Here is a 25,369-nt window from a genome sequence, read left to right as displayed (position 1 = left end):
CGCACGGGAGGATGAATCGTGAAGCGTAGAACAAGGCTTGTCGCCCTCAACATTGCCGGCGTTTTGGTTTCGACGTCGGCTGCGGTTGCAGTTTCGGTCACACCCGCCTTTGCTCATGCCGTTAGTTACAGTGGGCCAAACTTCTGCGGGCCGCTTTGGAATGAAGTCTGCGGTACCGCGAGTGTCTCCAGTGATCACACCTACGTCACGGCATGCGACACCAACGCGGACGGCCAAGGCTTCAGCGCTGCGTACAAGCTTCGCAGTGGTGCCACCGGGTCGGTTGGCGATGCCAATGGCTCGGCCGCCGGCTGCGGTGGAAGGACCGTGACCACCTCTAGTGACCCTGTGGTCGAATTCCAGCCCTGCCGAACTGGCTACGCGTGCGCGCCGTGGAAGGCGGCCTAGTTACGTCGGCTCGGTTCCTTAGTGCTTATCTAGCGGCACTGGAACATGGCTAGCTGATCATGATCGGATGCGTGGAGTGTCGTTTCGTTATGGGACGGCATTTCGCGTACCCAGCGGTTCTCGGACGTAACTCCAATGCTAGCTCGACTGTAGCTCGTCGGGATGTTGTAGGCTTCGTCTATTGACCCGATCTCAACAAGATTCCGGATTCCGGTAGGTATCGGTATTCGAAATGGGTGAGGTGGAGAGCGGCGCGGACGATGTCGCCGACCTGGCGTGGGCTGGCTGTGCTGTGACGCAGGGTCTGCCAGCGGCCGACGAGGATCGCGAAGCCGCGTTCTCCGAGGCACCGCATTGATCGAAGGACGGCGTTGTAGGTCCGACGGCAAGCCGGCGGCCGTCGGCTGGCTGTTTGTACGGAGTGTGGATGCCTTGGCCAGCGCCTTCGTAGCCTGAGTCCGCCAGGGTCGGCAGCTGCAGTTCGGAGGCCGCCCAGTAGAGTGCGCCGGTGACGTCCAAACGTTGGGCGCAGGCCAGGTCATGCAGATGTCCGGGCATCGCATCCGAGGTCCAGATCGGGAGCCTGTAGGGCGCATTACAGCCTGAATTTTCGCCCCGAAGTCGCGGTGTTGCCCGGAGTGCCACGCGAGTACCACGCGTCGATCATGTCGCCTTTCACGCTCACGGTGGTCTCGGCCATGCGGTCGGTGTCGAACATGAACGCCGTCCCCGAGTAGGGGGCGGCGTTCCGCGTATCGGGGCCGGGCCGTCAGAGCAGCGCCAGCAGGCGGTCCAGGGGCGGTGGTGTCCGTGCGGGGTCGACGGCGTCGGCGAGCAGCGTGGCGTAGTGGCTCTTGCGGCCGGACCGGGTGCCGATGAAGCGGTGCAGTTGGCGGGCGAGCGGGCGGTCCCGCTGGGCGGGCTGTCGCTGGAACAGCCGGAAGGAGCGCAGGTCCCCCACGGTCTCGACGAGTTGTTCGACCTTACGGGTCCCGAGCGCCCGGATCAGCTCGTCCTCCAGGTCGGCCCGGCAGGCGTGGAAGCCGAGGCCCGCGAGCCCCGCCGGGGACCCGGCCGGGCCGAAGGCGCACTCCGTCAGGGCCCGCCGGACGTACCCCTCCTCGGCGGCGTCGTAGAGGCCGGCGAGCCGCCGGTCGTGGAACAGTTCGACGAAGTACCGGACGTTCGTCACCCCGCCCATCGGCACCACCGCCACGCCGTGCAACGAGCGACCGTGTCGGCGTGCCATCGCCTCGACCGCGCGGCGGTCGCTGTCGCCCTCGACCAGCACGACGGTCGCGGCGGACAGGCCGGCGGCGTCGGTCAGGCCGCTTCGCAGGTCCACCGCACGCCTCCCCGGTCCGCGCCGAACTCTCGGCCCACCCTGCCCGCCCGGGCCGACCCCGGCAACCGGATAACCGGGAGTGGTCCGGTGACCAGCACCCGGCCGCCCGCCGCGCCGAACCGGTGGTCATGGACCGCTCGCCCGGTACGCGGCGCCACGCCCACCCAGTGCGCCCGACCGGACAGATCCGGCCGGCACGAGGCTGGAGGTGCCGTTCGCGGTGCCGTACGGTGCTCGCCGTGACCGCGCACGATCCCCTCCCGCCCGGCCCCGTCGCCGTGCTCGCCAACCCGACCGCCGGCCGGGGCCGGCACAGTGGCCTGCTGCCCCGGCTGGTGGACCGGCTGAAGCGCGCCGGCCGACCGGTCCGGCTGCTGGCGGCGGGTACTCCCGAGGAGGCGGAGGCCGCCTGCCACGCCGCGGTCGCCGACGGCGCCGCCGCGCTGGTCGCGGTGGGCGGGGACGGCACCGTCCACCGGGCGGTGCAGGCCGTCGCCGGTACGGCCGTGCCGTTCGGCCCGGTTCCCGCCGGCACCGGCAACGACTTCGCGGCCGACACCGGGTTCCCCGCCGACCCGCTCGCGGCCGTCGAGGTGATCGTCGCGGCGCTGCGCGGTGGCCGCACCCGCCCGGTCGACCTGGCCCGGGTGACCACCGCCGACGGCGGCGACCGGTGGTACGGGGCGGTGCTGGCGGCCGGCTTCGACGCGATCGTCAACGAGCGGGCCAACCGGATGCGCTGGCCGCGCGGTCCACGCCGCTACGACCTGGCCATCCTGGTCGAGCTGGCCCGGCTGCGCCCGCGCCGCTACCGGCTGCGCCTCGACGGTGCCGAGCACGAGGTGGACGCTGTGCTCGTCGCGGTCGGCAACTGCGCCAGCTACGGCGGCGGCATGCGGATCTGCCCCGATGCCGACCCCACCGACGGGCTGCTGGACGTGGTGATCGGCGGGCGCTTCGACCGGCGCACGCTGATCCGGGTCAAGCCCCGCATCTACCATGGCACCCACGTCGCGCACCCGCTGGTGCGCGTACACCGGGCCCGGACCGTGGAGCTGGACGCCGCCGGAATCACCACCTACGCCGACGGGGAGCGGACGGCCGACCTGCCGCTGCGGATCACCGCCGTGCCGGCGGCGCTGCGGCTGCTGCGCTGATCAGCTCGACGTCCTCCGGTGCCGGCGGACCGCCGGTCGGCCCGCCGGGGCCCCGCGCGCCGGCCCGGACCGCGCCGGCGCTGGCGGCGATCACCAGCCCGATCGCGAGGATCTCCACCGCCTCCAGCCGCTGGTCGAGCACCAGCCAACCGGCCAGGGCGGCGACCGCCGGTCCGAGGCTCATCAGCACCGCGAAGGTCGCGGTGGGCAGCCGCCGCAGCGCCAGCAGCTCCAGCGTGTACGGCAGCACCGAGGCGAGCACGGCCAGCCCGGTGCCCAGCCCCAGCACCGCCGGGTGCCACAGCCGGCTCCCCGAGTCGACCAGCCCGATCGGCAGGGTGACCAACGCGGCCACGGCCAACGCCAGGGCCAACCCGTCGGCGCGGGGGAACCGCCCGCCGACCCGGGCCGAGCAGACGATGTACGCCGCCCACAGCGCGCCGGCGCCCAGCGCCAGCCCGGCCCCGACCGGATCCAGCCGTGCGAAGCCGCCCTGCCCGAGCAGCGCCACCCCGGCCAGGGCCAGCGCGGCCCAGCACCAGGCCGCCCGTCGGCGGGCGGTGAGCACCGACAGCGCCAGCGGCCCGAGCACCTCCAGGGTCACCGCCGGGCCGAGCGGGATCCGCTCGATGGCCTGATAGAAGACCGAGTTCATCCCGGCCAGCGCCAGCCCGAAGGTGACCACGGCGACCCAGTCGGCGCGGCCGTGTCCGCGCAACCGGGGCCGGCACACGGCCAGCATCAGCAGCGCGCCGATGGCCAGCCGCAGCGTCACCGCTCCGGCCACCCCGATACGAGGGAACAGCAGCGCGGCGACCGCGGACCCGAACTGCACCGAGAGCGCCCCGCCGAGCACCAGTCCGATGCCGGTGCGGCGGGCCGGGGCAGGCGCGGTGGGGGATCCGCCGGTCGTCATGCCCGCGACGCTATTCCCCAGCTCAGGCGGTGGTCCGCCGGGCGTCCCGGGGTGGGTCGGCGGTCACTTCGGCGGGCGGCGAACCGGTCAGGCGGGCACGGCGAGGTCGAGCACCGCGCCCAGGCCGTTGGGGCGCCCGGCGTCGACGCAGGGCAGCACCAGCACCGCGCAGCCGGCCCCGACCGCGCCCGCGTCGGCGGGGGTGTCGCCCACCATCAGGGCCCGCTCCGGGTCGACGCCGAGCATCCCACAGGCACGCAGGAAGATGCCCGGGTCCGGTTTGCACCGCCCCACCTCGTACGACAGGGCGTACGCGTCGATCAGCTCGGTGAGCCCCCAGGCGTCGATCAGCGGCCGGATGTCGAAGCCGATGTTGCTGACCACCGCCACCTTCACCCCGGCCCGGCGCAGCGTGCTGAGCACCGCCTCGGCGTCCGGGTACGGCACCCAGCCGTCGGGGACCAGCACCCGCTCGTAGAGCGCGTCGGCGAACCCGTCGATGCCCACGTCGACGGTCTCGGCCAGCCCCGTGTAGGCGCCCCGGTGGGCGTGTTCGTAGAGGTCGCGGTCGGCCCACAGTTCGGCCAGTCGGGGCGGCACCCGGGCCGGCAGCGGTCCGCCCGCCCGGCCCGCGGTGAGCAGCCGGTCGGCCAGCGCGGTGGCGCGGACCCGGTCCAGTTCCACCCCGCATGCGGCCGCGGCGGCCAGCACCCATTCCCGGGGCTCCTCCACCTGGGCGAGGGTGCCGTGGAAGTCGAAGAGCACCGCCTCCACGGGCCGGCGGGACGTGCTCGGGCGCGGAGCGCCGTCGGCGCGGCTCGAGGCGTGGGTCGGTTCGGCATGATCCGGCACGTCGTGCACCCTACCGACCCGCTCCTACCCGGTTGCCGGATGGCCTTGGCCGGTGGTCGTCGGACGGACCGATTAATCTTGGATGCATGTCGAGCCCCGCCGAGCGGTACGCCGCGGCGCGCCGCCGGGCCGCGCAGGCCTCCACCTTCCCGGCCCTGGATGAATTCGCCCGCGAGCTGGCGTTCGATCTCGACGACTTCCAGCGCGAGGCGTGCGAGGCCCTGGAACGGGGCAGCGGTGTGCTGGTCTGTGCCCCGACCGGGGCCGGCAAGACGGTGGTCGGCGAGTTCGCCGTACACCTGGCTCTGCGCGGCACACCCGGTGAGCCGGCGGCGGTCGACGGCGGCCCGGGCCCGACCACCCGGCGCAAGTGCTTCTACACCACGCCGATCAAGGCGCTGTCGAACCAGAAGTACCACGACCTGGTGGACCGCTACGGCGCCGAGCAGGTCGGCCTGCTCACCGGCGACAACGCGATCAACGGCGACGCGCCCGTGGTGGTGATGACCACCGAGGTGCTGCGCAACATGCTCTACGCCGGCTCGGCCACCCTGGAGGGCCTGGCCTACGTGGTGATGGACGAGGTGCACTACCTCGCCGACCGGTTCCGCGGCGGGGTCTGGGAAGAGGTGATCATCCACCTGCCCGCCTCGGTCACCCTGGTCTCCCTGTCGGCCACCGTCTCCAACGCCGAGGAGTTCGCCGACTGGCTGGTCACCGTGCGGGGCGAGACCGCCGTGGTGGTCAGCGAGCACCGGCCCGTGCCGCTCTGGCAGCACATGCTGGTCGGCCGGCGGATGTTCGACCTGTTCCACGACGCCGACGCCGCCCGCAAGCACGACGTGCACCCGGAGCTGCTGCGCTACACCCGGGAGACGATGCGCCGGCTCGAACTGGGGGAGGGGCGCAGCGCCGGCCCCGGCGGCGGCCGGCGCGGGCCACGCTGGCGCGGCCCCATGCGCCCCGACATCGTCGACCGGCTCGACCGGGAGGGACTGCTCCCGGCGATCCTGTTCATCTTCAGCCGGGCCGGCTGCGACGCGGCCGTGCAGCAGTGCCTCGCCGCCGGCCTGCGGCTGACCTCCCCGGAGGAGCGCGCCGAGATCCGCCGGGTGGTCGAGTCGCGGGTCACCGCCATCCCCGGCGAGGACCTCTCCGTGCTCGGCTACTGGGAGTGGCTCGACGGCCTGGAGCGCGGGCTCGCCGCCCACCACGCCGGCATGCTGCCGGCGTTCAAGGAGGTCGTCGAGGAGCTTTTCGTGCGCGGCCTGGTGAAGGCGGTCTTCGCCACCGAGACGCTGGCGCTGGGCATCAACATGCCGGCCCGCTGCGTCGTGCTCGAACGGCTGGTCAAGTTCAACGGCGAGGCGCACGTCGACCTCACCCCGGGCGAATACACGCAGCTCACCGGCCGGGCCGGCCGCCGGGGCATCGACGTGGAGGGGCACGCGGTGGTGGTCTGGTCGCCGGAGACCGACCCCCGGCACGTCGCCGGCCTCGCGTCCACCCGGACGTATCCGCTGCGGTCCAGCTTCCGGCCGTCGTACAACATGGCGGTCAACCTGGTCGGCACGGTCGGCGCCGAGCCGGCCCGGGCCCTGCTGGAGTCCTCGTTCGCCCAGTTCCAGGCGGACCGGTCGGTGGTCGGCCTGGCCCGGCAGGTGCAGCGCAACACCGAGTCCATCGAGGCGTACGGCGCGGACGCGGCATGCCACCAGGGTGACTTCGACGAGTACTTCGCCCTGCGGGTGGCCATCGCCGACCGGGAGCGGGCCATCGCCCGGCAGGGGCAGACCCAGCGCAAGGCCGCTGCCGTCGCCTCGCTGGAGCGGCTGCGGGTCGGTGACGTGATCCGGGTGCCGTCCGGCCGCCGGGCCGGCCTGGCGGTGGTCCTCGACCCGGCCACCGGCGGCTTCGGCGAGCCGCGTCCGCTGGTGCTCACCCAGGACCGGTGGGCCGGCCGGGTCACTCCCGGCGACTTCACCACCCCGGCCGAGGTGCTCGCCCGGATCCGGGTGCCCAAGCACTTCAACCACCGGTCCCCGGCCGCCCGGCGGGACCTCGCCGCCGCGGTCAGCGGCACCGGGCTGGACCGGCACGGCGGCCGGCGCGGCGGGCGGTCCCGGCAGGCCGCCGGCGAGGACCACCGGCTCAGCCAGCTCCGTACCGAGCTGCGCCGGCACCCGTGTCACGCCTGCCCGGACCGGGAGGAGCACGCCCGTTGGGCGGAGCGGCGCCGCCGCCTGGAACGCGACACCGAGGAGCTGCGCCAGCGGGTTGCCGGCCGGACCGGCTCCCTCGCCCGCACCTTCGACCGGATCGTGGCGCTGCTGACCGCACGGGGTTACCTCTCCGCCGGGGGTGAGGTCACCGACGCCGGGCGGATGCTCGGCCGGATCTGGACCGAGGCGGACCTGTTGGTCGCCGAGTGCCTGCGCCGCAAGATCTGGGACGGGCTCTCGCCTTCCGAGCTGGCCGCCGCCGTGTCCGTGGTGGTCTTCGAGGCGCGCCGGGACGTCGACGAGCGGGCCTCCCTGCCACGCGGCCCGGTCGCCGACGCCGTCGACGAGACGCTCAAGCTGTGGACCGACATCGAGACGGACGAGGCCGCCCGGGGGCTGGCCGTCACCCGGGAGCCCGACCTCGGCTTCGCCTGGCCGATCTACCGCTGGGCGCGGGGCGAGGCGCTCGCCAAGGTGCTCGCCAGCGGCCACCAGATCGACGGGGAGATGCCCGCCGGCGACTTCGTCCGCTGGGCGCGGCAGGTGGTCGACCTGCTCGGCCAGCTCGCCGACTCCGGCGGCGCGTCGGCGGAAGTGCGGGCCACCGCCCGGCAGGCGATCGCCGCGGTGAACCGGGGGGTGCTGGCCTACCACGCCGCCGCCTGAGCGGCACCGCCGCTCAGGACCCGCCGGCCAGAGCGTCCACCAGGCGCCGGCACGAACCGGCCAGGTTCCACCGCTGCGCCAGCTCCAGTAGCCGGTCCGGGTCCGCCGGCGCCGTCGGCAGCGCCGTGGCCAGCTCCGGCAGCGGTACGTCGGTGGCGACCTGCACCACCTTCGGCGCGACCGCCAGGTAGTCCCGGGCCGCCTCCAGCTTGGTCCGCAGCCCGGGGGCGAAACCGGACGCCGGGTCGTCGAGCGCGGCCAGGATGCCGGGAAGCCCGTCGTACCGGTCGATGAGTCGGGCGGCCGTCTTCTCGCCCACGCCGGGCACGCCCGGCAGCCCGTCGCTCGGGTCGCCCCGCAGGGCGGCGAAGTCGGCGTACCGGTCGGCGGGGACGCCGTAGCGGGTGCGGACGGCCGCGTCGTCGCAGTCCGCCAGCTTGGCCACGCCGCGCCCGATGTAGAGCAGCCGCACCCGGCGGTCGTCGTCGACGAGCTGGAACAGGTCACGGTCGCCCGAGACCACCTCCACCGGGCCGGGCTGGGTCACCGCGAGGGTGCCGAGCACGTCGTCGGCCTCGTAGCCGGTGGCGCCGACGACGGCGATGCCGAGCGCGTCGAGGACCTCGAGGATCATGGGGACCTGCGGGGAGAGGGTGTCCGGCACCACCTCGCCGCCCTCCGGCGCGACCCGGTGCGCCTTGTACGACGGCAGCAGCTCCACCCGCCACGCCGGCCGCCAGTCGTGGTCGAGCGCGCAGACCATCCGGTCCGGCCGACGGGTACGGACGAGTTGGGCGAGCATGTCGAGGAAACCGCGAACGGCGTTGACCGGCTGGCCGTCGGCAGTCCTCGCCGCCGACTCCGGGATGCCGAAGTAGGCGCGGAAGTAGAGGCTGGGGGAGTCGATCAGCAGGATCGGGGGTTGGTGTGCCACGCCACCAGCCTGGCACAGCGGTGTGACGAGGTGGGGGATCGGCGACCGGCGCCGCCGGGGCGTCAGCGGCCGTCGTGCCGGTACAGGGTCTCCCGGCGGGCCGCCCGCTGCAGCGCGTAGCTCGCGACGAGCAGCACGAGCGCCAGCGCCACCTCGACCCAGGCCAGGGTGCCGCTGGCGACGATCAGGCCGATCAGGAGCAGCGCCAGCCCGACCACGGCGAGGAGGCCGGCCCACCACAGCCGGCGGCGCCGTACGGCTGCCCGGTCCTGGCCCGTGTCCGTCACCGCTCTGCCTCCTTCACCCGCAACCAGGCTATCGGCGGGGGCGGGCCGGTGAACCGATAACCGCCGGGCGGTCCGGCAGACTGGCGGCATGGATTTCGTACCCGGTCTGGCGCTCTGCCGGCGTTTCCACGACGAGGTCCTCGCCCCGCTGCTGGCCCTCCGCCTGCCCGGCCTCCGCTACGCCGCCGGCCTGCTCGACGGCGGCTCGGAGCTGCTCGGGCTGGACACCCCGCGCTCCACCGACCACGACTGGGGCCCGCGTACCCAGCTCTTCGTCGCCGATGCCGCCGACGTCGCGCGGGTACGGGCGGCCCTCGACGCCGCGCTGCCGGCGGAGTTCCTCGGCTGGCCGACCCGGTTCGTCGGCGGCCCGGACGTCCGCCTCGGCGTGGTGAGCGCCGACGGCGACCGGCACGGGGTGGGCGTCGACGAGCTGGGCGGCTGGCTGCGCGAGCGACTCGGCTGCGACCCGCGCACCGGGATGGCGGTGGCGGACTGGCTCTGCGCGCCCACCCAGCGGCTCGCCGAGTTGACCGGCGGCGCGGTCTTCCACGACGGGCTCGACGGGGAGCTGACGGCCGCCCGCGCCCGGCTGGCGTGGTATCCGGACGATGTCTGGCGGTACGTGCTGGCGGCCGGCTGGCAGCGGGTCGGCCAGGCCGAGCACCTGGTGGGCAGGTGTGCCGAGGTGGGTGACGAGCTGGGCAGCCGGGTGGTGGCCGCCGGAGTGGCCCGGGATCTGATGCGCCTCGGGCTGCTGCTGCACCGGCGCTGGCCGCCGTACGCGAAGTGGCTCGGCACGATCTTCGCCGCGCTGCCGGCGGCGGCCCCGGTGCTGGACGCCCTGGCCGCCGCCCTCGGGCCCGGGGAGTGGCCGGCGCGGCAGGCCGGGCTGGTCCGGGCGCTGGAGACCGTCGCGGGCTGGACCAACGACACCGGGCTGGTCGCTCCGGTCGACCCGACCGTCCGGCCGTTCCACGACCGGCCCTTCCTGGTCCTGGACGCGAACCGGTTCGGCGCCGCGCTGCGGGCCGCGGTCGAGGACCCGGCCCTGCGGGCCCGCCCGCCGGTCGGCGCCGTCGACCAGTACCTCGACAACGTCGACGTGCTCACCCACCCGGCGCGGGTGCGCCGGGTCGCCGCGGCGGTGCTGCCGGACTGACCGCCGGATGTCAGCCGGTCGGGGCGGCGGCCCAGCCGGTGAGGGCGATCTCGGTGGCCCGGCGCAGCGCGGCCTGCACGGCCGCCGGGTCGGCGGCCTGGTCCGGGTCGTCGAGGAGTACCTGGAGCGCACCGGCCACCGCGCCGAGGAACGCCCCGACCAGCGCCGCCGCCGTCACCGGGTCGAGCTGCCGCGGGTACGCGGCGGCGAGGTGTCGGGCGATCTCCCGCTGTGCGTCGAGTTGGAGCTGCAGGGCGCGCCCGCGTACGACCGGCACCTCGCGGATCAGCCGCAGCCGCAGCGCGGCGAGCCGACTGCCCAGTTCCTCGCTGCCCGCGGTCACGGTGCGCAGCGCCCGCAGCAGCACCTCGGCCGGCCCCTCGTCCGGCCCGCGACCGGCGATCGCCTCGACAGCGGCCCGGATCCGGTCGTCGCTCTCGGGGAAGAGCAGCGCCTCCTTGCTGGGGAAGTACCGGAAGAAGGTCCGGGTGCCGACCTCGGCGGCCGCGGCGATGTCGGCGACGCCCGTGCGGTCGTAGCCGTGCCGTTCGAAGAGGTCGACGGCGGCGTCGATGAGCGCCTGCCGGGTCCGGGCCCGCTTTCGGTCACGTAGCGACGACATGCCGGCGATGATACGGCACTGAAAGCCGTATGGCAGTCATTGCAAAATGGCAGTGGGTGCCAGTATCGTCGCCGTCATGCGCACAGTGCTCGTCTCCGGCGGCGGCATCGCGGGCAACACGCTCGCCTGGTGGCTTGCCCGGCACGGATTCCGGTCGACGGTCGTGGAGCGCGCCGCCGGTCAGCGGTCCAGCGGCGCTCCGGTCGACGTGCGCGGCCCCGCCGCCCCGGTGGTCGAGGCGATGGGGCTGCTGGAGCCCCTGCGCGCGGCCGCCACCTCGGTGACCGGCGCGCGGCTGGTGGACGCCGCCGGCGCGACCGTCGCCAGGTTCCCGATGGGCTTCGAACGCCCCGCCGGCCGCACCGAGCTGGAGATCCCCCGCGCCGACCTGGCCGCGATCCTGCACCGGGCCGCCGCCGACGAGGTCGAGTTCCGGTACGACGACACGATCACCGCGTTGACCGCGGACACGGGCGGCGTCGACGTGACCTTCGCCCGGGGCGAGCCGCGTCGCTACGACCTGGTCGTCGGGGCCGACGGCCTGCACTCGACGGTGCGCCGCCTCGCCTTCGGGCCGGCGGCGGAGTACGTCCGCCATCTCGGCGTGTGGGTGGCCGGCCTGCCGCTGGGCGGGCCCGCCGACGATCCGCACGACGTGCTGCTGTACAACACCCCGGGACGGCTCGCCTCGGTGCACCCGGCGCGGGGCGAGGCCATGGCCGCGTTCATCTTCCGGGGCCCGATGGTCGACGGCTTCGACCATCGCGACGTCGGGCGGCACAAGCGGCTCGTCGTCGAGGCGTACCAGGGCGAGCGGGGCTGGCGGGTGCCGGAACTGCTCGACCGGGTGCGCGCCGCCGACGACATCTACTTCGACAGCGTGAGCCGGGTGCACCTGTCCTGCTGGTCGCGCGGGCGGATCGTGCTCGTGGGTGACGCCGCCTCCTGCGTCTCGCTCTTCGGCGAGGGCTCCAGCCTCGCCATCGCCGGTGCCCACACCCTCGCCGAGGCCTTGGCGGGCGGCGAGCACGGTGCGGCCTTCCGTCGCTACGAGGCGGTGCACCGTCGCCGCACCGAGCTGAAGCGGCGGGCCGCCCGGTACGTCGCCGGGCTGCTCGTGCCCCGTACCCGGGTCGGCCTGGCGACCCGCGACGCCGCCGCCCGGGCGCTCGCCCGCGTCCGGCCGGCCACCCCGGGTCCGCCCCCGGCCCGGTAGCGCCCGCGCGCCCCCGCTGCCGTCGTCAGCCGGCCGCCGTGACGCCGTCCACGGCGGACACCCGCTGGAACTCCCATGGGTCGTGGGCGGAGACGACCTCCACCTGACCGGGGTGCTCCGCCAGCAGCGATTGGAGCCGGGCCAGGTTCTCCAGCCGGAGTGGACGGTCGGTCTCGACGGATGCCTGCAGCGCGTCGAACATCGGCGGTGTCGCCGGCAGCCCCGGCGCGACCTCCCCGCGGTAGTAGTACGCGTCGCCCGCGTGCACGAGCCACGCCGGGCCGGGCCCGGCCGAACGCCGGACGGCCACGGCGAGGTGCCCCTCGGTGTGGCCGGCGAGTGGCACCAGCAGGATCTCCGGCGGCAGGCCGGCGAGCGGCTGCACGTTGTCGAAGCCGAACCAGCGTTCCCCGTCGGCGCCCGAGTACGTGACCCAGCGCGGGTCGTGGGCCCACTGCGCCTGGGGGTACCGGTCACGGCGGGTCGCCGTCGCCGCCCGATGCTCGGTCTCGTGCAGGTGCACCTGGGCGTGCGGGAAGTCCGCCAGCCCGCCGGCGTGGTCCCGGTGCAGGTGGGTCAGCACGATGTGACGGACGTCGGCCGGCGAGTGGCCGAGCCGTTCGATCTGGCGTATGGCCGTCTCCGCCGGATCGAGGACGGGCTGAGCCCAGGCGAGGAAGTCCTGCCCCAACCTCGCCTCGGGATCCTGTGTGTCGAGTGTGCCGAAGCCGGTCTCCACCAGCACCAGCCCGTCGGAGGCGGTCTCGATGAGCAGGCAGTGGCAGACCGCGGGCAGGGGTCGGAGCGTACCGTCCAGGTCGGTGGCCGGGGCGATCTCCCGCATGGACCCGCAGTTGAGATGATGGATTCGCACGTTTCCCCCTGAGTTGGCGTCGGATGCGGCCGCGCCGAACGCTAGGAGGCGCTCTCGTGACTCACCAAACGGTTGGCCACACCGGGGCGGGACTGCTGGACCTGTGCTCCGGTCCGGATGTCCGCCCCGACCCGTCCTGCCCGGTGGAGATCACCCTCGCCGCGCTGCGCGGGCGGTGGACCGCGTTGGTGATCGGCGAGATCGCCCGCGGCCCCCGGAGCTTCACCGCGCTCGCGCAGGCGCTACCCGCGCTGTCCGACAAGGTGTTGGCCGATCGGCTGGCCCAGTTGGCGGAGGCGGGGGTCGTCGTCCGCCGCCGTACCCCCTCCTGGCCGCCCCGGGTCACGTACACCCTCACCGACCGGGGGCGGGCACTGCTCCCGGTACTTCGGGCGATGTGGGACTGGGGAGCGGACCCGGCGGGGTCCCGGGGCGGGTAGCCGGCTCGACCGGGCGGGTCGTTGTCGGCGGCGATGCCGGCCCGTAAACTCCACGATGACCGTATCTATACTCGGTCATCTATCTCGTCTCCGAGGGTCCGGGCCGCCGTGATGGCGCCTCGCCGGCGAGGCCGTCGCGTGTGTCCGCTGACGCGTGGCGTCCCCACCACCCGAGGAGAATCATGTTGAGAACGAGGCTCAAAATGCTCGGCGCGGCCCTGGTCGCCGCCGGGCTGACCGCGCTGGCGGCCGTCACGGCCGCGACTCCCGCCTCGGCGGCGGCGCTGACCGAGGTGACGAACTTCGGCGCGAACCCGACCAACCTGCGGATGCACCTGTACGTGCCGGACCGGGTCGCGTCGCAGCCGGCGCTGGTCGTGGTGATCCACTACTGCACCGGCTCCGGGCCGGCGATGTACACCGGCACCCAGTTCGCGTCGCTGGCCGACCGCTACGGCTACCTCGTGGTCTACCCGTCGGCGACCCGCAGTGGCCAGTGTTTCGACGTCTCCTCGCCGCAGGCGCTGCGCCGCGACGGCGGCAGCGACCCGGTCGGCATCATGTCGATGGTCAACTACGTGCGGCAGCGTTACAACGTGGACTCGAACCGGATCTTCGCCACCGGCGTCTCGTCCGGAGCCATGACGACCAACGTCATGCTGGGGCTCTACCCCGACGTCTTCGCCGCGGGTGCGGCCTTCGCCGGCGTGCCGTTTGGATGCTTCGCCACCACCAACGGCTCGGAGTGGAACAGCGAGTGCGCCAACGGCCAGGTCATCAAGACCGCGCAGCAGTGGGGCGACCTGGTCCGCAACGCGTACCCGGGGTACAGCGGCAAGCGACCCCGGATGCAGCTCTGGCACGGCACCAGCGACGAGACCCTGCGCTACCCGAACTTCGGTGAAGAGATCAAGCAGTGGACCAACCTGCAGGGGCTGAGCCAGACCCCGACGTTCACCGACACCCCACAGTCCGGCTACACCCGTACCCGGTATGGCAGCAGCGGCGGCACCGCGCCGGTCGAGGCGATCAGCATGCAGGGGGTGCCGCACAACCTCCCCGTCGACGCCGCCCAGGCGATTCGCTTCTTCGGCCTGGACACCGCCACCGCGCCGCCCACCACGCCCTCGACGACCACGCCGCCCCCGACCACCACGCCCCCGACCACCGCCCCGCCCAGCAGCCCGCCGCCTGCCGCCGGGTGCCGCGTCGGGTACACCGTGAACGCCTGGAACACCGGCCTGACCGCGGACGTGACCATTACCAACACCGGCGGTACGACGATCAACGGCTGGAGTCTGGTGTTCACGCTGCCGGGCGGGCAGACCATCACCAGCGGCTGGAACGCGACGTACAGCCCGTCCAGCGGCGCGGTGACCGCCCGCAACGTCTCCTACAACGCGGCCATCCCGCCGAACGGCTCGGTCAGCATCGGCTTCCAGGCCAACCACACCGGTAACGCCGGCAAGCCCACCTCGTTCACGCTCAACGGCGCTTCCTGCACGGTCGCCTGACGGATCGCCGCCGGACGTCCCACCCGGGGCGTCCGGCGGTGATTGCCCTGAGCGGGGATTGTCCGGGCTGTCGGTCGGCGTCGCGTTGCGGGCGCGCCGCATGAGCCTGCCGTCGCCGGGTACGCGGAGCCGTCAGCCGAGTCCAGCAGGAACGGGGGTGACCCGGATGAAGGTCCGAAGCTCACTGCGCGGGCTGAAGCGAAAGGTCAACTCGATCGTGGTACGCCGTCGAGGCAAGGTCTTCGTGCTCAACAAGGCGGACCCCAGGCAGAAGGCCCGGCAGGGCTGACCGGGCGGAAGTACAGCTCAGAGAGTTGTTTTTGGACTTTTCACAAGAGGTGAAAAAAGGAGGGCGACACCCTCGAATCCATTGACATATGCCACTGCGACAGGGAATCTCCACCCGACCGGGCGGGCGTTCGCAACACCGCGGACACCCGTTCGTCTCCCGGCTCCCCACCACCACGGAGATGCCCATGTCACCGGTCCCACCGCACCGCACCCCACCCCGGCGCCCGGCACGGCGGCTGCTCGCCGCACTGGCGTCGCTGATCGCCGCGACCGCGCTGGTCGCCCCGCCGTCCGCGGCCCAGGCGGCCGACCCGCTGCTCTCGCAGGGCCGCCCGACCACCGCGTCGTCGACGGAGAACGCCGGCACGCCGGCGGCAAACGCCACCGACGGCAACACCGGCACCCGCTGGGCCAGCGCCTTCAGTGATCCACAGTGGCTCCAGGTGGACCTCGGCGCCACCGCCACCGTCTCCCGGGTCACGCTGGTCTGGGAGGCCGCGTACGCGCGGGCGTACCAGATCCAGACCTCGACCGACGGCGCCACCTGGACCACGATCTGGTCCACCACGACGGGAGCCGGCGGCACCGCCGACCTGACCGTCAGCGGCACCGGCCGGTACGTGCGCGTGTACGGCACCACCCGGGCCACCGCCTACGGCTACTCGCTCTGGGAGTTCCAGGTCTACGGCAGCACCGGCGGCGGCACCGACTGCGACACCGCGACCAACGCGGCCCTCGGGCGGCCCGCGACCGCCTCCTCCACCGAGAACGCCGGCTTCCCCGCCACCGCGGCGGTCGACGGCAACACCGGCACCCGCTGGTCCAGCGCCGCCAGCGACCCGCAGTGGCTCCAGGTCGACCTGGGCAGCGCCCGCACCCTGTGCCGGGTCGTGCTGAACTGGGAGGCCGCCTACGGGCGCGCGTACCAGATCCAGACCTCGACCGACGGCGTCGGCTGGACCACCGTCTACTCCACCACCACCGGCGCCGGTGGGACCGAGACCCTGACCCTGACCGGCACCGGCCGGTACGTACGCGTGTACGGCACCGCCCGGGCCACCGGCTACGGCTACTCGCTCTGGGAGTTCACCGTGAACACCACCGGAGGAGGGGGCACCATCCCGGGCGGCGGATCGCTCGGACCCAACGTGATCACCTTCGACCCGTCGATGTCCAGCGCGACCATCCAGAGCCAGCTCGACACCGTCTTCCGGACCCAGGAGTCGAACCAGTTCGGCACCCAGCGGTACGCGCTGATGTTCAAGCCCGGGGACTACAGCGGAATCAACGCGCAGATCGGCTTCTACACCTCGATCATGGGCCTCGGCCGGAACCCGGACGACGTCCGCATCCACGGCGACATCACGGTCGACGCGGGCTGGTTCAACGGCAACGCCACCCAGAACTTCTGGCGCTCGGCGTCCAACATGGAGGTCTTTCCCTCCGCCGGGTTCACCCGCTGGGCGGTCTCCCAGGCCGCGCCGTTCCGCCGGATGGACATCCAGGGCAACCTGAACCTGGCCCCCAACGGCTACGGCTGGGCCAGCGGCGGGTACATCGCCGACAGCCGGGTCACCGGCACCGTGCAGCCGTACTCGCAGCAGCAGTGGTACACCCGGGACAGCAACGTCGGCGGCTACCTCAACGCGGTGTGGAACATGGTCCAGTCCGGCGTCGTGGGTGCTCCCGCCACCAGCTTCCCCAACCCGGCCTACACCACCCTCGCCCAGACCCCGGTCAGCCGCGACGCGCCGTACCTCTACCTCGACGCGTCCGGCAACTACCAGGTCTTCGTCCCGTCCACCCGGACGAACGCCTCCGGGGCGTCCTGGCTCAACGGCGCCACCCCCGGCACCTCCATCCCGCTGAGCCAGTTCTACGTGGCGCGTCCCAGCGACTCCACCGCCACCATCAACGCGGCGCTGGCACAGGGGTTGAACCTGCTCTTCACCCCCGGGGTCTATTCGGTCACCCAGACCATCGCCGTCAACCGGCCGGGCACCGTGGTCCTCGGCATCGGCTTCCCGACGCTGATCCCGCAGAACGGTGTCACCGCCATGTCGGTGGCCGACGTCGACGGGGTACGGCTGGCCGGCCTGCTCTTCGACGCCGGTCCGGTCAACTCGCCGGTCCTGCTCCAGGTCGGGCCCACCGGCTCGACCGCGAGCCACGCCGCGAACCCCACCTCGATCCAGGACGTCTTCTTCCGCATCGGCGGCGCCGGCGCGGGCAAGGCCACCACCAGCCTGGTGGTCAACCAGAACGACACACTGATCGACCACATCTGGGCCTGGCGGGCCGACCACGGCACCGGCGTGGGCTGGACCGTCAACACCGCCGACACCGGCCTGATCGTCAACGGGAACAACGTCACCGCGCTCGGGCTCTTCGTCGAGCACTATCAGAAGTACGAGGTGATCTGGAACGGCAACAACGGCCGGACCATCTTCTTCCAGAACGAGTTGCCGTACGACCCGCCCAACGCCGGCGCCTGGATGAACGGCTCGATGGTCGGCTACGCCGCCTTCAAGGTGGCGAACGCGGTCAGCTCGTTCGAGGGCTGGGGAATGGGCAGCTACTGCTACTTCAACGTCGATCCGACCATCGCCGCGTACCACGGCTTCGAGGCGCCGAACACGGCCGGCGTCCGGTTCCACGACCTGCTCACCGTCTCGCTGGGCGGCAGCGGGTCGATCACGCACGTCATCAACGACACCGGCGCCCCGGCACAGGGCACCAACACCGTGCCGGTGAACCTGGTCAGCTACCCCTGACCGGGGGCGGAGGCGGCGCGCTCGCCGCGCCGCCCCCGCGTCGTACGCCCGGCCCGTGTCCGGCGGCGGCCCACCCTAGGGCCACCGCCGGACGGACCGGTCAGCTGGTGGGGAAGTTGTCCGGGGTACGGATGCGGTTGCGCATGAAGTTCCCCGAGGAGGTCAGGTTCGCCGTGCCGGCGTACTGGCCGCTGGCGCAGGTGCCCGACTTGAACGAGGCGCTCCCCTCGTTGGCGTCGGAGTACGTCCAGTTCGCGTAGCTGATCTTCAAGCGGTCGAGCAGGTCGAGCCAGGCGGTGCTGCTGGCCGTGTCGACGGCCCCGTCACCGGTGTAGGTCACCGTGCCGAACTCGGTGACGAACAGCGGGATCCGGGCCGCGGCCCGCTGCACCTCGTTGCGGTAGTTGTCCTTGTGCGACGCGGCGTAGAAGTGGAACGTGTACATGATGTTGCTGGCCGAGACCGGGTTGTTGACGATCTCGTCGGAGTTGCCGCTCTCGGAGATGCCCAGGGACGACCAGCCGCGGGTGCCGACGAGGATGACGGCCTCCGGGTGGTTGGCCCGGATGACCGGGATGACCTGATCGGCGTAGTTCTTGATGGTGGACCAGCTGACGCCGTTCGGCTCGTTGGTGATCTCGTAGATCACGTTCTTCTTGCCGGCGTTGCGCGCCGAGACCGAGGCGAAGAAGGTCTTGGCCCGGTCCAGGTTGTACATCGGGTCACCCGGCGTCAGGGTGTGGAAGTCGATCAGCGCGTACATGCCGCGCGCCGAGGCCTTGTCCACCAGGGTGTTGACCTGGTTGGTGAAGCCCGTCGGGTTGGTCTCGTAGCCCTGCTCCTGCACGTACATGGAGATCCGCAGCAGGTCGGCCTGCCAGTCGTTGGCGAGGGCGTCGAGTGACGCGTCGTTGTAGCAGTTGGCGAACCACTGCAACCCGTGGGTGCTCATGCCGCGCAGCTGGATCGGCTTGCCGTACTGGTTGCAGAGGTTGACCCCGCAGACGCGCAGCTGGCCGTTGATGCCCGCCGGGGTACCGGTCGGCGGCGGCGTGGTCGGCGGCGGGGAGGTGGGCGGCGCAGTGGTCGGCGGCGGGGTCGTCGGCGGCGGGGTGGTGGGTGGGGGAGTGGTGCGCGGCGGCGTGGTGGGCGGGGTGGTGGGGACGCTCCCGGTGCAGGCCGTGCCGTTGAGGGTGAACGCGGTCGGGTTCGGGTTGGCGCTGGTCCAGCTGCCGTTGAAGCCGATGGTGGTGCTCGCCCCGGTGCCCAGCGTGCCGTTGTAGTCGAGGTTCTTCGCAGTGACCGCGCTGCCGCTCTGCTGGTAGGTCGCCGACCAGCCCTGGTCGACGCGCTGCCCGGAGTTCGGGAAGGTGAAGCCGAGCGTCCACTGGTTCACCGGGTCGCCCAGGTTCTGGATGGTGATGTTGGCGGTGAACCCGCCCTGCCAGGAGTTGGTGGTGTACGTGACGGAGCAGCCGGTCGCGGCCATGGCGTTGGTCGACGGCAGCAGGGCCGCCGTGGCCAGGGCGAGCGCGCCTACGGCACTCGCTGCGAAGAGGGAGCGCCGCGACGGGCGCGGAATCGAGGTCATGCGGGATCGTCCCATCTGGTGGGTGGTGGTGAGTCATGGCAGTGCCGTCGCGAACTCGCCCAGACAGTTCGGCGCAGGCAGCCTCGGGAGCGCTCCCATGAGAGCGTAGAGAAGGCTTCGGCGCGGTGCAACACATCGAAAGTCATTCGTGGGTTGTGGGCCTGCGTCGGGCGAACCCGGTTGTCGTCACGGTCGCCACTGACGATGCTGGCCGCGATGACAACACGACACGAGGCATCGGTCCCGCGGACGGGGCCGCGCGAGGTCCCGCGGATCGACGCGGCACTGGTACACCGGCTGGTCGCCGGCCAGTTCCCCCACTGGGCCGACCTTCCGGTCCGGCCCGTCGCGGTCGACGGCTGGGACAACCGCACCTTCCGCCTGGGCGACGAGATGACCGTGCGCATGCCCAGCGCCGAGGGGTACGTTCCGCAGGTCGAGAAGGAGCAGCGCTGGCTGCCGCTCCTCGCGCCGCGGCTGCCGCTGGCGGTGCCGGTCCCGCTGGCCGAGGGGAGCCCCGGCGAGGGCTACCCGTTCCCCTGGTCGGTCCGACGCTGGATCGACGGCGAGACCGCCGCCGCCGAGCGGATCGGCGACCAGGTCCGGTTCGCCACCGACCTCGCTGGCTTCCTCACCGCCCTGCACCGCACCGAGCCGGCCGGCGGCCCGCCGGCCGGCTCGCACAGCGCCTTCCGGGGCGCGGCGCTGGCCACGTACGACGGTGATACCAGGCGGGCGGTCGAGCTGCTCGGCGAGCGGATCCCGGCCGACGCCGTCCGGAGGATCTGGGCCACCGCCCTGGAGTCGACCTGGAACCGGCCGCCGGTCTGGTTCCACGGCGACGTCGCCTGGGGCAACCTGTTGGTACGCGACGGCCGGCTCGCCGCGGTCATCGACTTCGGCTGCTGCGGGATGGGCGATCCGGCCTGCGACCTGGCCGTCGCCTGGACGCTGCTGTCCGGCGCGAGTCGGGCGGCGTTCCGGGCCGCGCTCGGGGTCGACGACGCGACCTGGGCCCGGGGCCGGGGCTGGGTGCTCTGGAAGGCCCTGATCACGCTCGACAACCCCGACCCGATCCGCGCCGCGGAGGCGCGCCACACGCTCGATGCCGTCCTCGCCGAGTACGCCGAACTCGCCGCCTGACCGCCGCACGGCGTTCCGACGCGCGCTGTTTCCCGGAAAGTGTGGCGATTTCGTGTGCGATCGCCACTCGTTCGTGAAAGAGGCCACTCGCCACGGGTGACTGCGACCGCTGCCAGCGGGCCGCCGGGGGAGCACCATGGGTGGTCGGGTGTGGCGAGCGGAGGCGACGATGGCGCGGTGGGTCAGCTGGCGACTCCGGCTCGCAGGAGCTGACCACGCGCCGCGAGCCGGCGCCGCCGCCCGCGAGGCCGTGGGGCGGCTGCGGCGAGGCTGGTCGCCGGTGGCGGAGGCGACCCTCGCGGCCACCGTCGCGTGGATCCTCGCCACCCGGCTGGTCGGCCACCCGCAGCCGTTCTTCGCCCCGGCCGCCGCGCTGATCGTGCTCGGCCAGGCGCGCGGCCAGCGGATCCGCCGGGCGGTCGAGGTGGTGCTCGGCGTGGCCACCGGCGTCCTCGTCGCCGACCTGGTGGTGCAGGCGCTCGGTCCGCGTACCACCTGGACGGTCTTCACGGTCATCCTGCTCACCGTGGCCCTCGCCGTGGCGGTCGGCGCCAGCTCGGTGACCGTGGTGCAGGCCGCCGTCTCCGCCCTCTACCTGGTGGTCGTCGCGCCGCCGAGCGAGACGCCGGTCCCGTTCCGGTTCGTCGACGCGTTGATCGGCGGCGCGGTGGCGGTCGTGGCGAGCCAGCTCGTCGACGCCCGCCGGCCCCTCGCCCCGCTGGTCACCGAGTTCCGGCACACCTTCGAGGAGTTGGCCGGGGTGCTCGACGAGATCGCGGCGGCGCTGGACCGGGGCGACGACGGGGCGGCCCTGGCGGCGCTGGAACGGGCCCGGCGGGCCGACGCCGGGGTGGAGCGGCTGCGTGACGCGGTGCAGGCCGCGGGCGAGGCGCTCCGGCTCAACCTGCGCCGCCGCCAGCACCTCGGGCGGCTGCGCTCGGTGGCGGGCTCGATCCGGCAGATCGACTACGCGGTACGCAACGTACGGGTCCTCGCGCGTGCGGCGGTCACTCTCACCCGGAGCCCGGCGCCGGTGCCACCCGACCTGGGTGACGCCGTCCGGACCCTGGCCGAGGCGGTCCGCTCGGCCGGGGACGCGCTCGCCGCCGACCTCAACGGGCAGGACCGGATCGCCGACACCCACGCCGAGCGGGCCGACACCGCCGCGCTGGCGGCGGTCCGGGCGGCGGGCCGCCTGTTCACCCCGGGCCAGACCCTGCCGCTCGCGATGATCATCGGGCAGGTCCGGGCCACCGCCATCGACCTGCTGCGCGGGGTGGGCGTCGACGACGACGCGTCGGTGCTGAGCCGGGTCGACGCGGCGGTCAGCGGGCCGGCGCGGTGACCGTTCAGCCGGCCAGCCAGTCCACCGCCCGCCAGCGGATCTCCTCCGGCACCTCGTGGCCGCCGGGGAACTCGGCGTACTCCACCGGGTAGCCGAGGGTGTGCAGGCGCGGGACCAGCCGCCGGCTGCACACGTCCACCGGGAGCACCCGGTCGTCGGCGCCGTGCGAGACGAAGACGCGCGGCCGGCCGTGGGTGACCAGGGGCGCCGCGAAACCGGGGGAGAAGGCCAGCACCGTGTCGACCAGGTCGCCGTTGGTCAGGCCCAGGGTGAGGGCGTACGACGCCCCGTCGGAGAAACCGCCCAGCGTCACCCCGGCCACCGGGTACGCCGCGAACGCCGCGCCCACCAGCGCGTCGATCCGGCGTACGTCCGGGCCGAACCCCTCGGCGATCAGGTCCCAGGTGCTCGCGGCGGCCGGCGGCGCGAGCAGCAGCAGTCGCCGCGCGTCGGCGAGGGGCAGCAGCAGGTCCAACCCCTGCCGGGCCGAGCCCCCGGCGCCGTGCAGCAGCACCACCAGCCGATACGGTCCGGCGTCGCCGGTCGGCACGTACCGCAGCGCCGGCGGCCCGCCCTCCGGGTCGGGGACGAAGGCCAGCCCGGCCGCACCGGGCGTGACCACGGCGGCGGGGCGGGCGCTCAGCCGGCCGTGCCGGTGCCCCTCCTCGGGCTGCCGGTGCGGTGGCGCGGGCTCGGTCACCTCTGCTCGCCCTTCGTCGGCGGTCGGGTCGGCCGGCGCATACCCGGCTCCCGGCCAGCCAACCGCGCCGGTCAGGCGCTCTCCCTCGCGACCAGCGACGAGGGGAACGCGGTGACCGGGGGCACCCGCCGCCCGTGCAGCACCGCCGTCGCCGCCGCCGCGGCGATCCTGGCGACCGGGTGGGTGGCGGTGGTCAGCGTCGGACTGCTCACCGCGGCGTACGGGATGTCGTCGAAACCGGCGACCGCCACGTCGTGCGGCACCCGGAACCCGCGCCCGCGCAGCGCCGCGATCGCGCCGAGTGCGGTGGCGTCGCTCGCCGCGAAGATCGCGTCGGTGTCCGGCCAGCGGGTGAGTGCCTCCAGCGCCGCCGGGCCGCCCCGGTCGGCGGTGAAGTCCCCGGTCACCAGGCGCACCGGCAGCCCGGCCGTCCGCATGAGCGTCTGGTACGCGGTCACCGACCGTTCGGCGCAGGCGAGCCAGCGCAGACCGGTGACCATGGCGATCCGGCGGCGGCCTCTGGTGTACAGGTGACGCAGCACCGCCTCGGCGCCCGCGGCGTTGTCCACGTCGAAGGAGGGGACGGCCGGCGAGCCGGTGCCGATCGAGGCGACCCGCCCGCGCAGCCTGGCCGGGACCTCGGCGAGCACCGCCGCGGTGGTGTTGACCAGCACCATCCCGTGGACGCTCCGATCCTCGCCCAGCCGGCGCAGGCAGGACGGGGCGGTCAGCGGCAGCCATTCCAGGGCCACGCCGATCCCCTGCGGGGCGCACACCCGGGCCGCCGCGCTCACCACCCGGTCCACGTACGGGTCGTCGAGGACCGTGGCGTCCGTGCCGGAGGCGACGACCACCAGCCGTACCCCGGCGCCGCGGACCAGCGCGCGGGCCGCGGTGTTCGGCACGTAGCCGAGGCGCTCGGCGGCGGCGGTGACCCGGTCCCGGGTGTCGGGCGAGGCGAATCCGTAACCGCCGAGCACCCGGGAGGCGGTGGCGCGCGACACCCCGGCCGCCCGGGCCACGTCGTCGAGCGTGGCGGGACGTGTCGTCGGCGTACCCATCTCCGGTCCTCCAAGCCCGGCCGAGCCCCCACACCCGGCTTTGTCGGCATCATGCACCCTGCGGGCCGCCCACGGTAAGGGGTGACGGCGCTTGCCGTGTGAGCGCTCTCAGGTGTGAGATGGCCGGGCAGCCTGGGGAGAGGAAGATGACGCGGTGAGCAGCACCATCGACGCGGCGACCACCGGCCGACCTGTCGCGCCCCGGGCGGTCCTGGCCGCGCGCAACGGGGTGGCCGTGGTGTTCGCCCTCAACGGGCTCGCGGTGGGCACCTGGTTCTCCCGGGTGCCCGCGGTGCGGGAGGCGCTCGAGCTCAGCGCCGGACGGCTCGGCCTGCTCCTGCTGGCCATGTCGGCCGGCGCGGTGCTGGCGATGCCCGTCGCCGGGCTCGTCACCCAGCGGCTCGGCCCGGCCCGCACGGTGGCGGCGTCGGTGCTGTTCGTCACGTTCGGCACGGTCGTCGCCGGTCTCTCCGCCGGCCTGATCGGCTCGGTGGTCGGGGTCGCGGTGGGCCTGCTCGCCTTCGGCTACGGCTCCGGCACCTGCGACGTGGCGATGAACGTCGAGGGCGCGGCGGTGGAGAAGCGGCTCGGCCGGACGATCCTGCCCCGGTTCCACGCCGCGTGGAGCCTGGGCACGGTGGCCGGGGCCGGGATCGGCGCCGGGGCGGCCCGGCTGGACGTACCGGTCGGGGTACACCTGCCCGCGCTCGCGGCCGTGGTCCTGGTCGGCACGCTCCTCGGCGCCCGCGCCTTCCTGCCCGCCCCCGCCGAGGCGGACGGCCCGGCGGACCCGGCGGCCCGGCGTCGGGCGCTGCTGGCCACCTGGCGCGAGCCGCGCACCCTGCTCATCGGCCTGCTGGTGCTGGTGATGGCGTTCACCGAGGGCAGCGCAAACGACTGGCTGGCGGTCGCATTCGTCGACGGATACGGCGTCAGCGAGGCGATCGGCGCCACCGTGTTCGGCGTCTTCGTGGTCGGTATGACCCTCGGCCGGACCGCCGGCACGATCGCCATCGACCGCTGGGGGCGGGTGCCGGTGCTGTTCGGCACCATCGGGCTGGCCGCCGCCGGCGCCGCCCTGGCCGTCCTGGCCGGCTCGGGGCCGCTCGCCGTGGTCGGCGTGGCGCTGTGGGGGATCGGGGCGTCGCTCGGCTTCCCGGTCGGGATGAGCGCCGCCGCCGACGACGAGGACCGGGCCCCGGCCCGGGTCAGCGTGGTCGCCGTCATCGGCTACACCGCCTTCCTGGGCGGGCCGCCGCTGCTCGGCTTCCTCGGCGACCACCTGGGCATCCTGCACGCCCTGGGCGTCGTGCCGATCCTGCTGCTGCCCACCCTCGCGCTGGTCCCGGTGCTGCGCCCGCCGGCCCGCTGACCGGGTGGCCGGGCCGGTCAGCGGACTCCCACCGGGCTCGCAGCCGGCTGTCAGGTGGGGGTGCTGCACTGGGCGGACCCGACGAGAGGAGGCCGGCATGGGCTGGTTCAGCCGACGGGCCGCCGACCCGACCACCCCGACCAAGCTCGACCGCGAGGCCACCGGCGAGGACCTGGCCGCGCTGGAAGCATTCGTGACCAGCCGCCACGGCGTGGAGTTCTACCTGGAACCGGAGACCACGGCCACCGACACCACGGTGGTCGCCATCGCCCACGACGGCGAGTGGATCCGCCGGCGCACCGGCACGCCCCGGGCTGCCGCCAAGATCGCCCGGCGACACGCGATCCCGCTGTACGAGGCTGCCCGCACCGGCTACCCGGAGCGGATGCGGGCCTGGAACCGGGCCCACCCGGAGCGCCGCGCCCGCTGACGGGCGGCGCCTGTCCGGCCCGGTCCGGTGCGCGGTGCCTGCCCGTC

General features: G+C 73.7%; 23 protein-coding genes. 12 read left to right on the top strand and 11 right to left on the bottom strand.

The features are described 5' to 3' along the window. Positions 1 to 1,003: 1,003 nt before the first annotated feature. Positions 1,004 to 1,126 carry a hypothetical protein gene (locus ACIRG9_RS06350; RefSeq protein WP_402851031.1) on the bottom strand — a complete coding sequence of 41 codons (123 nt, stop codon included), beginning with the start codon at positions 1,124 to 1,126 and terminating at the stop codon, positions 1,004 to 1,006. Between the two features lie 51 nt (positions 1,127 to 1,177). Further along, a complete protein-coding gene (locus tag ACIRG9_RS06345) occupies positions 1,178 to 1,753 on the bottom strand; it encodes a TOPRIM nucleotidyl transferase/hydrolase domain-containing protein (protein WP_402851029.1) in 576 nt (191 codons plus the stop codon). Between the two features lie 230 nt (positions 1,754 to 1,983). On the opposite strand from ACIRG9_RS06345, the gene ACIRG9_RS06340 reads away from it, so the two are divergent. Further along, the gene (locus ACIRG9_RS06340; protein WP_402851026.1) at positions 1,984 to 2,910 is read left to right on the top strand and encodes a diacylglycerol kinase; all 927 of its coding nucleotides are present in this window, start codon (positions 1,984 to 1,986) and stop codon (positions 2,908 to 2,910) included. Here the strand turns inward: ACIRG9_RS06340 and ACIRG9_RS06335 are convergent. Together ACIRG9_RS06335 and ACIRG9_RS06330 are read right to left on the bottom strand one after the other, a co-directional pair. Next, entirely contained in the window at positions 2,873 to 3,826 is a 954-nt protein-coding gene (locus ACIRG9_RS06335; RefSeq protein ID WP_402851023.1) for an EamA family transporter, read from the bottom strand. The two genes, ACIRG9_RS06340 and ACIRG9_RS06335, sit on opposite strands and share 38 nt — an antisense overlap. Positions 3,827 to 3,913: 87 nt before the next feature. Next, on the bottom strand, positions 3,914 to 4,678 hold the full coding sequence (locus ACIRG9_RS06330) for an HAD family hydrolase (RefSeq protein WP_402851021.1): 765 nt from the start codon (positions 4,676 to 4,678) through the stop codon (positions 3,914 to 3,916). Between the two features lie 86 nt (positions 4,679 to 4,764). Here ACIRG9_RS06330 and ACIRG9_RS06325 point away from each other — a divergent pair, with 86 nt between their 5' ends. Next, positions 4,765 to 7,566, top strand: coding sequence for a DEAD/DEAH box helicase (locus ACIRG9_RS06325; protein ID WP_402851018.1), 2,802 nt, complete (start codon positions 4,765 to 4,767; stop codon positions 7,564 to 7,566). Between the two features lie 13 nt (positions 7,567 to 7,579). Here the strand turns inward: ACIRG9_RS06325 and ACIRG9_RS06320 are convergent, their stop codons facing one another. Further along, positions 7,580 to 8,500: a 5'-3' exonuclease H3TH domain-containing protein gene (locus tag ACIRG9_RS06320; RefSeq protein ID WP_402851016.1), complete on the bottom strand. Its 921-nt coding sequence runs from the start codon at positions 8,498 to 8,500 to the stop codon at positions 7,580 to 7,582. A 62-nt stretch (positions 8,501 to 8,562) separates the two neighbouring features. Further along, a complete protein-coding gene (locus tag ACIRG9_RS06315; RefSeq protein WP_402851013.1) occupies positions 8,563 to 8,787 on the bottom strand; it encodes a hypothetical protein in 225 nt (74 codons plus the stop codon). 88 nt (positions 8,788 to 8,875) lie between these two features. Between ACIRG9_RS06315 and ACIRG9_RS06310 the strand changes: the two genes are divergently transcribed. Beyond that, the gene (locus ACIRG9_RS06310; protein ID WP_402851010.1) at positions 8,876 to 9,949 is read left to right on the top strand and encodes a DUF4037 domain-containing protein; all 1,074 of its coding nucleotides are present in this window, start codon (positions 8,876 to 8,878) and stop codon (positions 9,947 to 9,949) included. Between the two features lie 10 nt (positions 9,950 to 9,959). On the opposite strand, the gene ACIRG9_RS06305 is transcribed toward ACIRG9_RS06310, so the two are convergent. Continuing rightward, positions 9,960 to 10,571, bottom strand: coding sequence for a TetR/AcrR family transcriptional regulator (locus tag ACIRG9_RS06305; RefSeq protein ID WP_402851007.1), 612 nt, complete (start codon positions 10,569 to 10,571; stop codon positions 9,960 to 9,962). A 76-nt stretch (positions 10,572 to 10,647) separates the two neighbouring features. On the opposite strand from ACIRG9_RS06305, the gene ACIRG9_RS06300 reads away from it, so the two are divergent. Next, positions 10,648 to 11,787, top strand: a complete 1,140-nt coding sequence (locus tag ACIRG9_RS06300) for an FAD-dependent monooxygenase (RefSeq protein WP_402851004.1) — start codon at positions 10,648 to 10,650, stop codon at positions 11,785 to 11,787. 25 nt (positions 11,788 to 11,812) lie between these two features. On the opposite strand, the gene ACIRG9_RS06295 is transcribed toward ACIRG9_RS06300, so the two are convergent. Then, on the bottom strand, positions 11,813 to 12,631 hold the full coding sequence (locus tag ACIRG9_RS06295; protein ID WP_402851002.1) for an MBL fold metallo-hydrolase: 819 nt from the start codon (positions 12,629 to 12,631) through the stop codon (positions 11,813 to 11,815). A gap of 86 nt (positions 12,632 to 12,717) precedes the next feature. On the opposite strand from ACIRG9_RS06295, the gene ACIRG9_RS06290 reads away from it, so the two are divergent. The 4 genes from ACIRG9_RS06290 (at position 12,718) to ACIRG9_RS06275 (ending at position 17,680) form a co-directional block, all read left to right on the top strand. Further along, entirely contained in the window at positions 12,718 to 13,101 is a 384-nt protein-coding gene (locus tag ACIRG9_RS06290; RefSeq protein ID WP_402851000.1) for a winged helix-turn-helix transcriptional regulator, read from the top strand. 182 nt (positions 13,102 to 13,283) lie between these two features. Beyond that, on the top strand, positions 13,284 to 14,615 hold the full coding sequence (locus ACIRG9_RS06285; RefSeq protein ID WP_402850997.1) for a PHB depolymerase family esterase: 1,332 nt from the start codon (positions 13,284 to 13,286) through the stop codon (positions 14,613 to 14,615). Positions 14,616 to 14,781: 166 nt separating this feature from the next. Then, positions 14,782 to 14,904, top strand: coding sequence for a 50S ribosomal protein L36 (locus ACIRG9_RS06280; protein WP_073836781.1), 123 nt, complete (start codon positions 14,782 to 14,784; stop codon positions 14,902 to 14,904). Between the two features lie 187 nt (positions 14,905 to 15,091). Further along, on the top strand, positions 15,092 to 17,680 hold the full coding sequence (locus tag ACIRG9_RS06275) for a discoidin domain-containing protein (RefSeq protein ID WP_402850992.1): 2,589 nt from the start codon (positions 15,092 to 15,094) through the stop codon (positions 17,678 to 17,680). A gap of 100 nt (positions 17,681 to 17,780) precedes the next feature. Here the strand turns inward: ACIRG9_RS06275 and ACIRG9_RS06270 are convergent, their stop codons facing one another. Continuing rightward, complete coding sequence (locus tag ACIRG9_RS06270) at positions 17,781 to 19,271, bottom strand: cellulase family glycosylhydrolase (protein WP_402850989.1); 1,491 nt, start codon at positions 19,269 to 19,271, stop codon at positions 17,781 to 17,783. Between the two features lie 216 nt (positions 19,272 to 19,487). Here ACIRG9_RS06270 and ACIRG9_RS06265 point away from each other — a divergent pair, with 216 nt between their 5' ends. Together ACIRG9_RS06265 and ACIRG9_RS06260 are read left to right on the top strand one after the other, a co-directional pair. Continuing rightward, on the top strand, positions 19,488 to 20,414 hold the full coding sequence (locus tag ACIRG9_RS06265; protein WP_402850986.1) for an aminoglycoside phosphotransferase family protein: 927 nt from the start codon (positions 19,488 to 19,490) through the stop codon (positions 20,412 to 20,414). A gap of 169 nt (positions 20,415 to 20,583) precedes the next feature. Further along, the gene (locus tag ACIRG9_RS06260) at positions 20,584 to 21,759 is read left to right on the top strand and encodes an aromatic acid exporter family protein (RefSeq protein WP_402850984.1); all 1,176 of its coding nucleotides are present in this window, start codon (positions 20,584 to 20,586) and stop codon (positions 21,757 to 21,759) included. 4 nt (positions 21,760 to 21,763) lie between these two features. Here ACIRG9_RS06260 and ACIRG9_RS06255 read toward each other — a convergent pair whose 3' ends face one another. Further along, positions 21,764 to 22,459 carry an alpha/beta hydrolase gene (locus tag ACIRG9_RS06255; protein WP_402850981.1) on the bottom strand — a complete coding sequence of 232 codons (696 nt, stop codon included), beginning with the start codon at positions 22,457 to 22,459 and terminating at the stop codon, positions 21,764 to 21,766. Positions 22,460 to 22,530: 71 nt separating this feature from the next. Beyond that, complete coding sequence (locus ACIRG9_RS06250) at positions 22,531 to 23,520, bottom strand: LacI family DNA-binding transcriptional regulator (protein WP_402850979.1); 990 nt, start codon at positions 23,518 to 23,520, stop codon at positions 22,531 to 22,533. Between the two features lie 154 nt (positions 23,521 to 23,674). On the opposite strand from ACIRG9_RS06250, the gene ACIRG9_RS06245 reads away from it, so the two are divergent. Together ACIRG9_RS06245 and ACIRG9_RS06240 are read left to right on the top strand one after the other, a co-directional pair. Further along, positions 23,675 to 24,892: an MFS transporter gene (locus ACIRG9_RS06245; protein WP_402850976.1), complete on the top strand. Its 1,218-nt coding sequence runs from the start codon at positions 23,675 to 23,677 to the stop codon at positions 24,890 to 24,892. 97 nt (positions 24,893 to 24,989) lie between these two features. Beyond that, on the top strand, positions 24,990 to 25,322 hold the full coding sequence (locus tag ACIRG9_RS06240) for a hypothetical protein (RefSeq protein WP_402850973.1): 333 nt from the start codon (positions 24,990 to 24,992) through the stop codon (positions 25,320 to 25,322). The last annotated feature ends 47 nt before the right edge of the window (positions 25,323 to 25,369 follow it).

This window comes from Micromonospora sp. NPDC093277 (genome assembly GCF_044765245.1).
Lineage (GTDB): Bacteria > Actinomycetota > Actinomycetes > Mycobacteriales > Micromonosporaceae > Micromonospora.
This window is presented reverse-complemented; position numbering and strand designations above follow the sequence as displayed.

What these genes read in the sequence shown, in the direction of transcription:
- ACIRG9_RS06350 (WP_402851031.1), bottom strand. Translation starts at nt 1,126, where the DNA reads ATGTTCGACACCGACCGCATGGCCGAGACCACCGTGAGCGTGAAAGGC.
- ACIRG9_RS06335 (WP_402851023.1), bottom strand. Translation starts at nt 3,826, where the DNA reads ATGACGACCGGCGGATCCCCCACCGCGCCTGCCCCGGCCCGCCGCACC.
- ACIRG9_RS06325 (WP_402851018.1), top strand. Translation starts at nt 4,765, where the DNA reads ATGTCGAGCCCCGCCGAGCGGTACGCCGCGGCGCGCCGCCGGGCCGCG.
- ACIRG9_RS06310 (WP_402851010.1), top strand. Translation starts at nt 8,876, where the DNA reads ATGGATTTCGTACCCGGTCTGGCGCTCTGCCGGCGTTTCCACGACGAG.
- ACIRG9_RS06305 (WP_402851007.1), bottom strand. Translation starts at nt 10,571, where the DNA reads ATGTCGTCGCTACGTGACCGAAAGCGGGCCCGGACCCGGCAGGCGCTC.
- ACIRG9_RS06300 (WP_402851004.1), top strand. Translation starts at nt 10,648, where the DNA reads ATGCGCACAGTGCTCGTCTCCGGCGGCGGCATCGCGGGCAACACGCTC.
- ACIRG9_RS06295 (WP_402851002.1), bottom strand. Translation starts at nt 12,631, where the DNA reads ATGCGGGAGATCGCCCCGGCCACCGACCTGGACGGTACGCTCCGACCC.
- ACIRG9_RS06285 (WP_402850997.1), top strand. Translation starts at nt 13,284, where the DNA reads ATGTTGAGAACGAGGCTCAAAATGCTCGGCGCGGCCCTGGTCGCCGCC.
- ACIRG9_RS06280 (WP_073836781.1), top strand. Translation starts at nt 14,782, where the DNA reads ATGAAGGTCCGAAGCTCACTGCGCGGGCTGAAGCGAAAGGTCAACTCG.
- ACIRG9_RS06275 (WP_402850992.1), top strand. Translation starts at nt 15,092, where the DNA reads ATGTCACCGGTCCCACCGCACCGCACCCCACCCCGGCGCCCGGCACGG.
- ACIRG9_RS06270 (WP_402850989.1), bottom strand. Translation starts at nt 19,271, where the DNA reads ATGACCTCGATTCCGCGCCCGTCGCGGCGCTCCCTCTTCGCAGCGAGT.
- ACIRG9_RS06265 (WP_402850986.1), top strand. Translation starts at nt 19,488, where the DNA reads ATGACAACACGACACGAGGCATCGGTCCCGCGGACGGGGCCGCGCGAG.
- ACIRG9_RS06260 (WP_402850984.1), top strand. Translation starts at nt 20,584, where the DNA reads ATGGCGCGGTGGGTCAGCTGGCGACTCCGGCTCGCAGGAGCTGACCAC.
- ACIRG9_RS06250 (WP_402850979.1), bottom strand. Translation starts at nt 23,520, where the DNA reads ATGGGTACGCCGACGACACGTCCCGCCACGCTCGACGACGTGGCCCGG.
- ACIRG9_RS06240 (WP_402850973.1), top strand. Translation starts at nt 24,990, where the DNA reads ATGGGCTGGTTCAGCCGACGGGCCGCCGACCCGACCACCCCGACCAAG.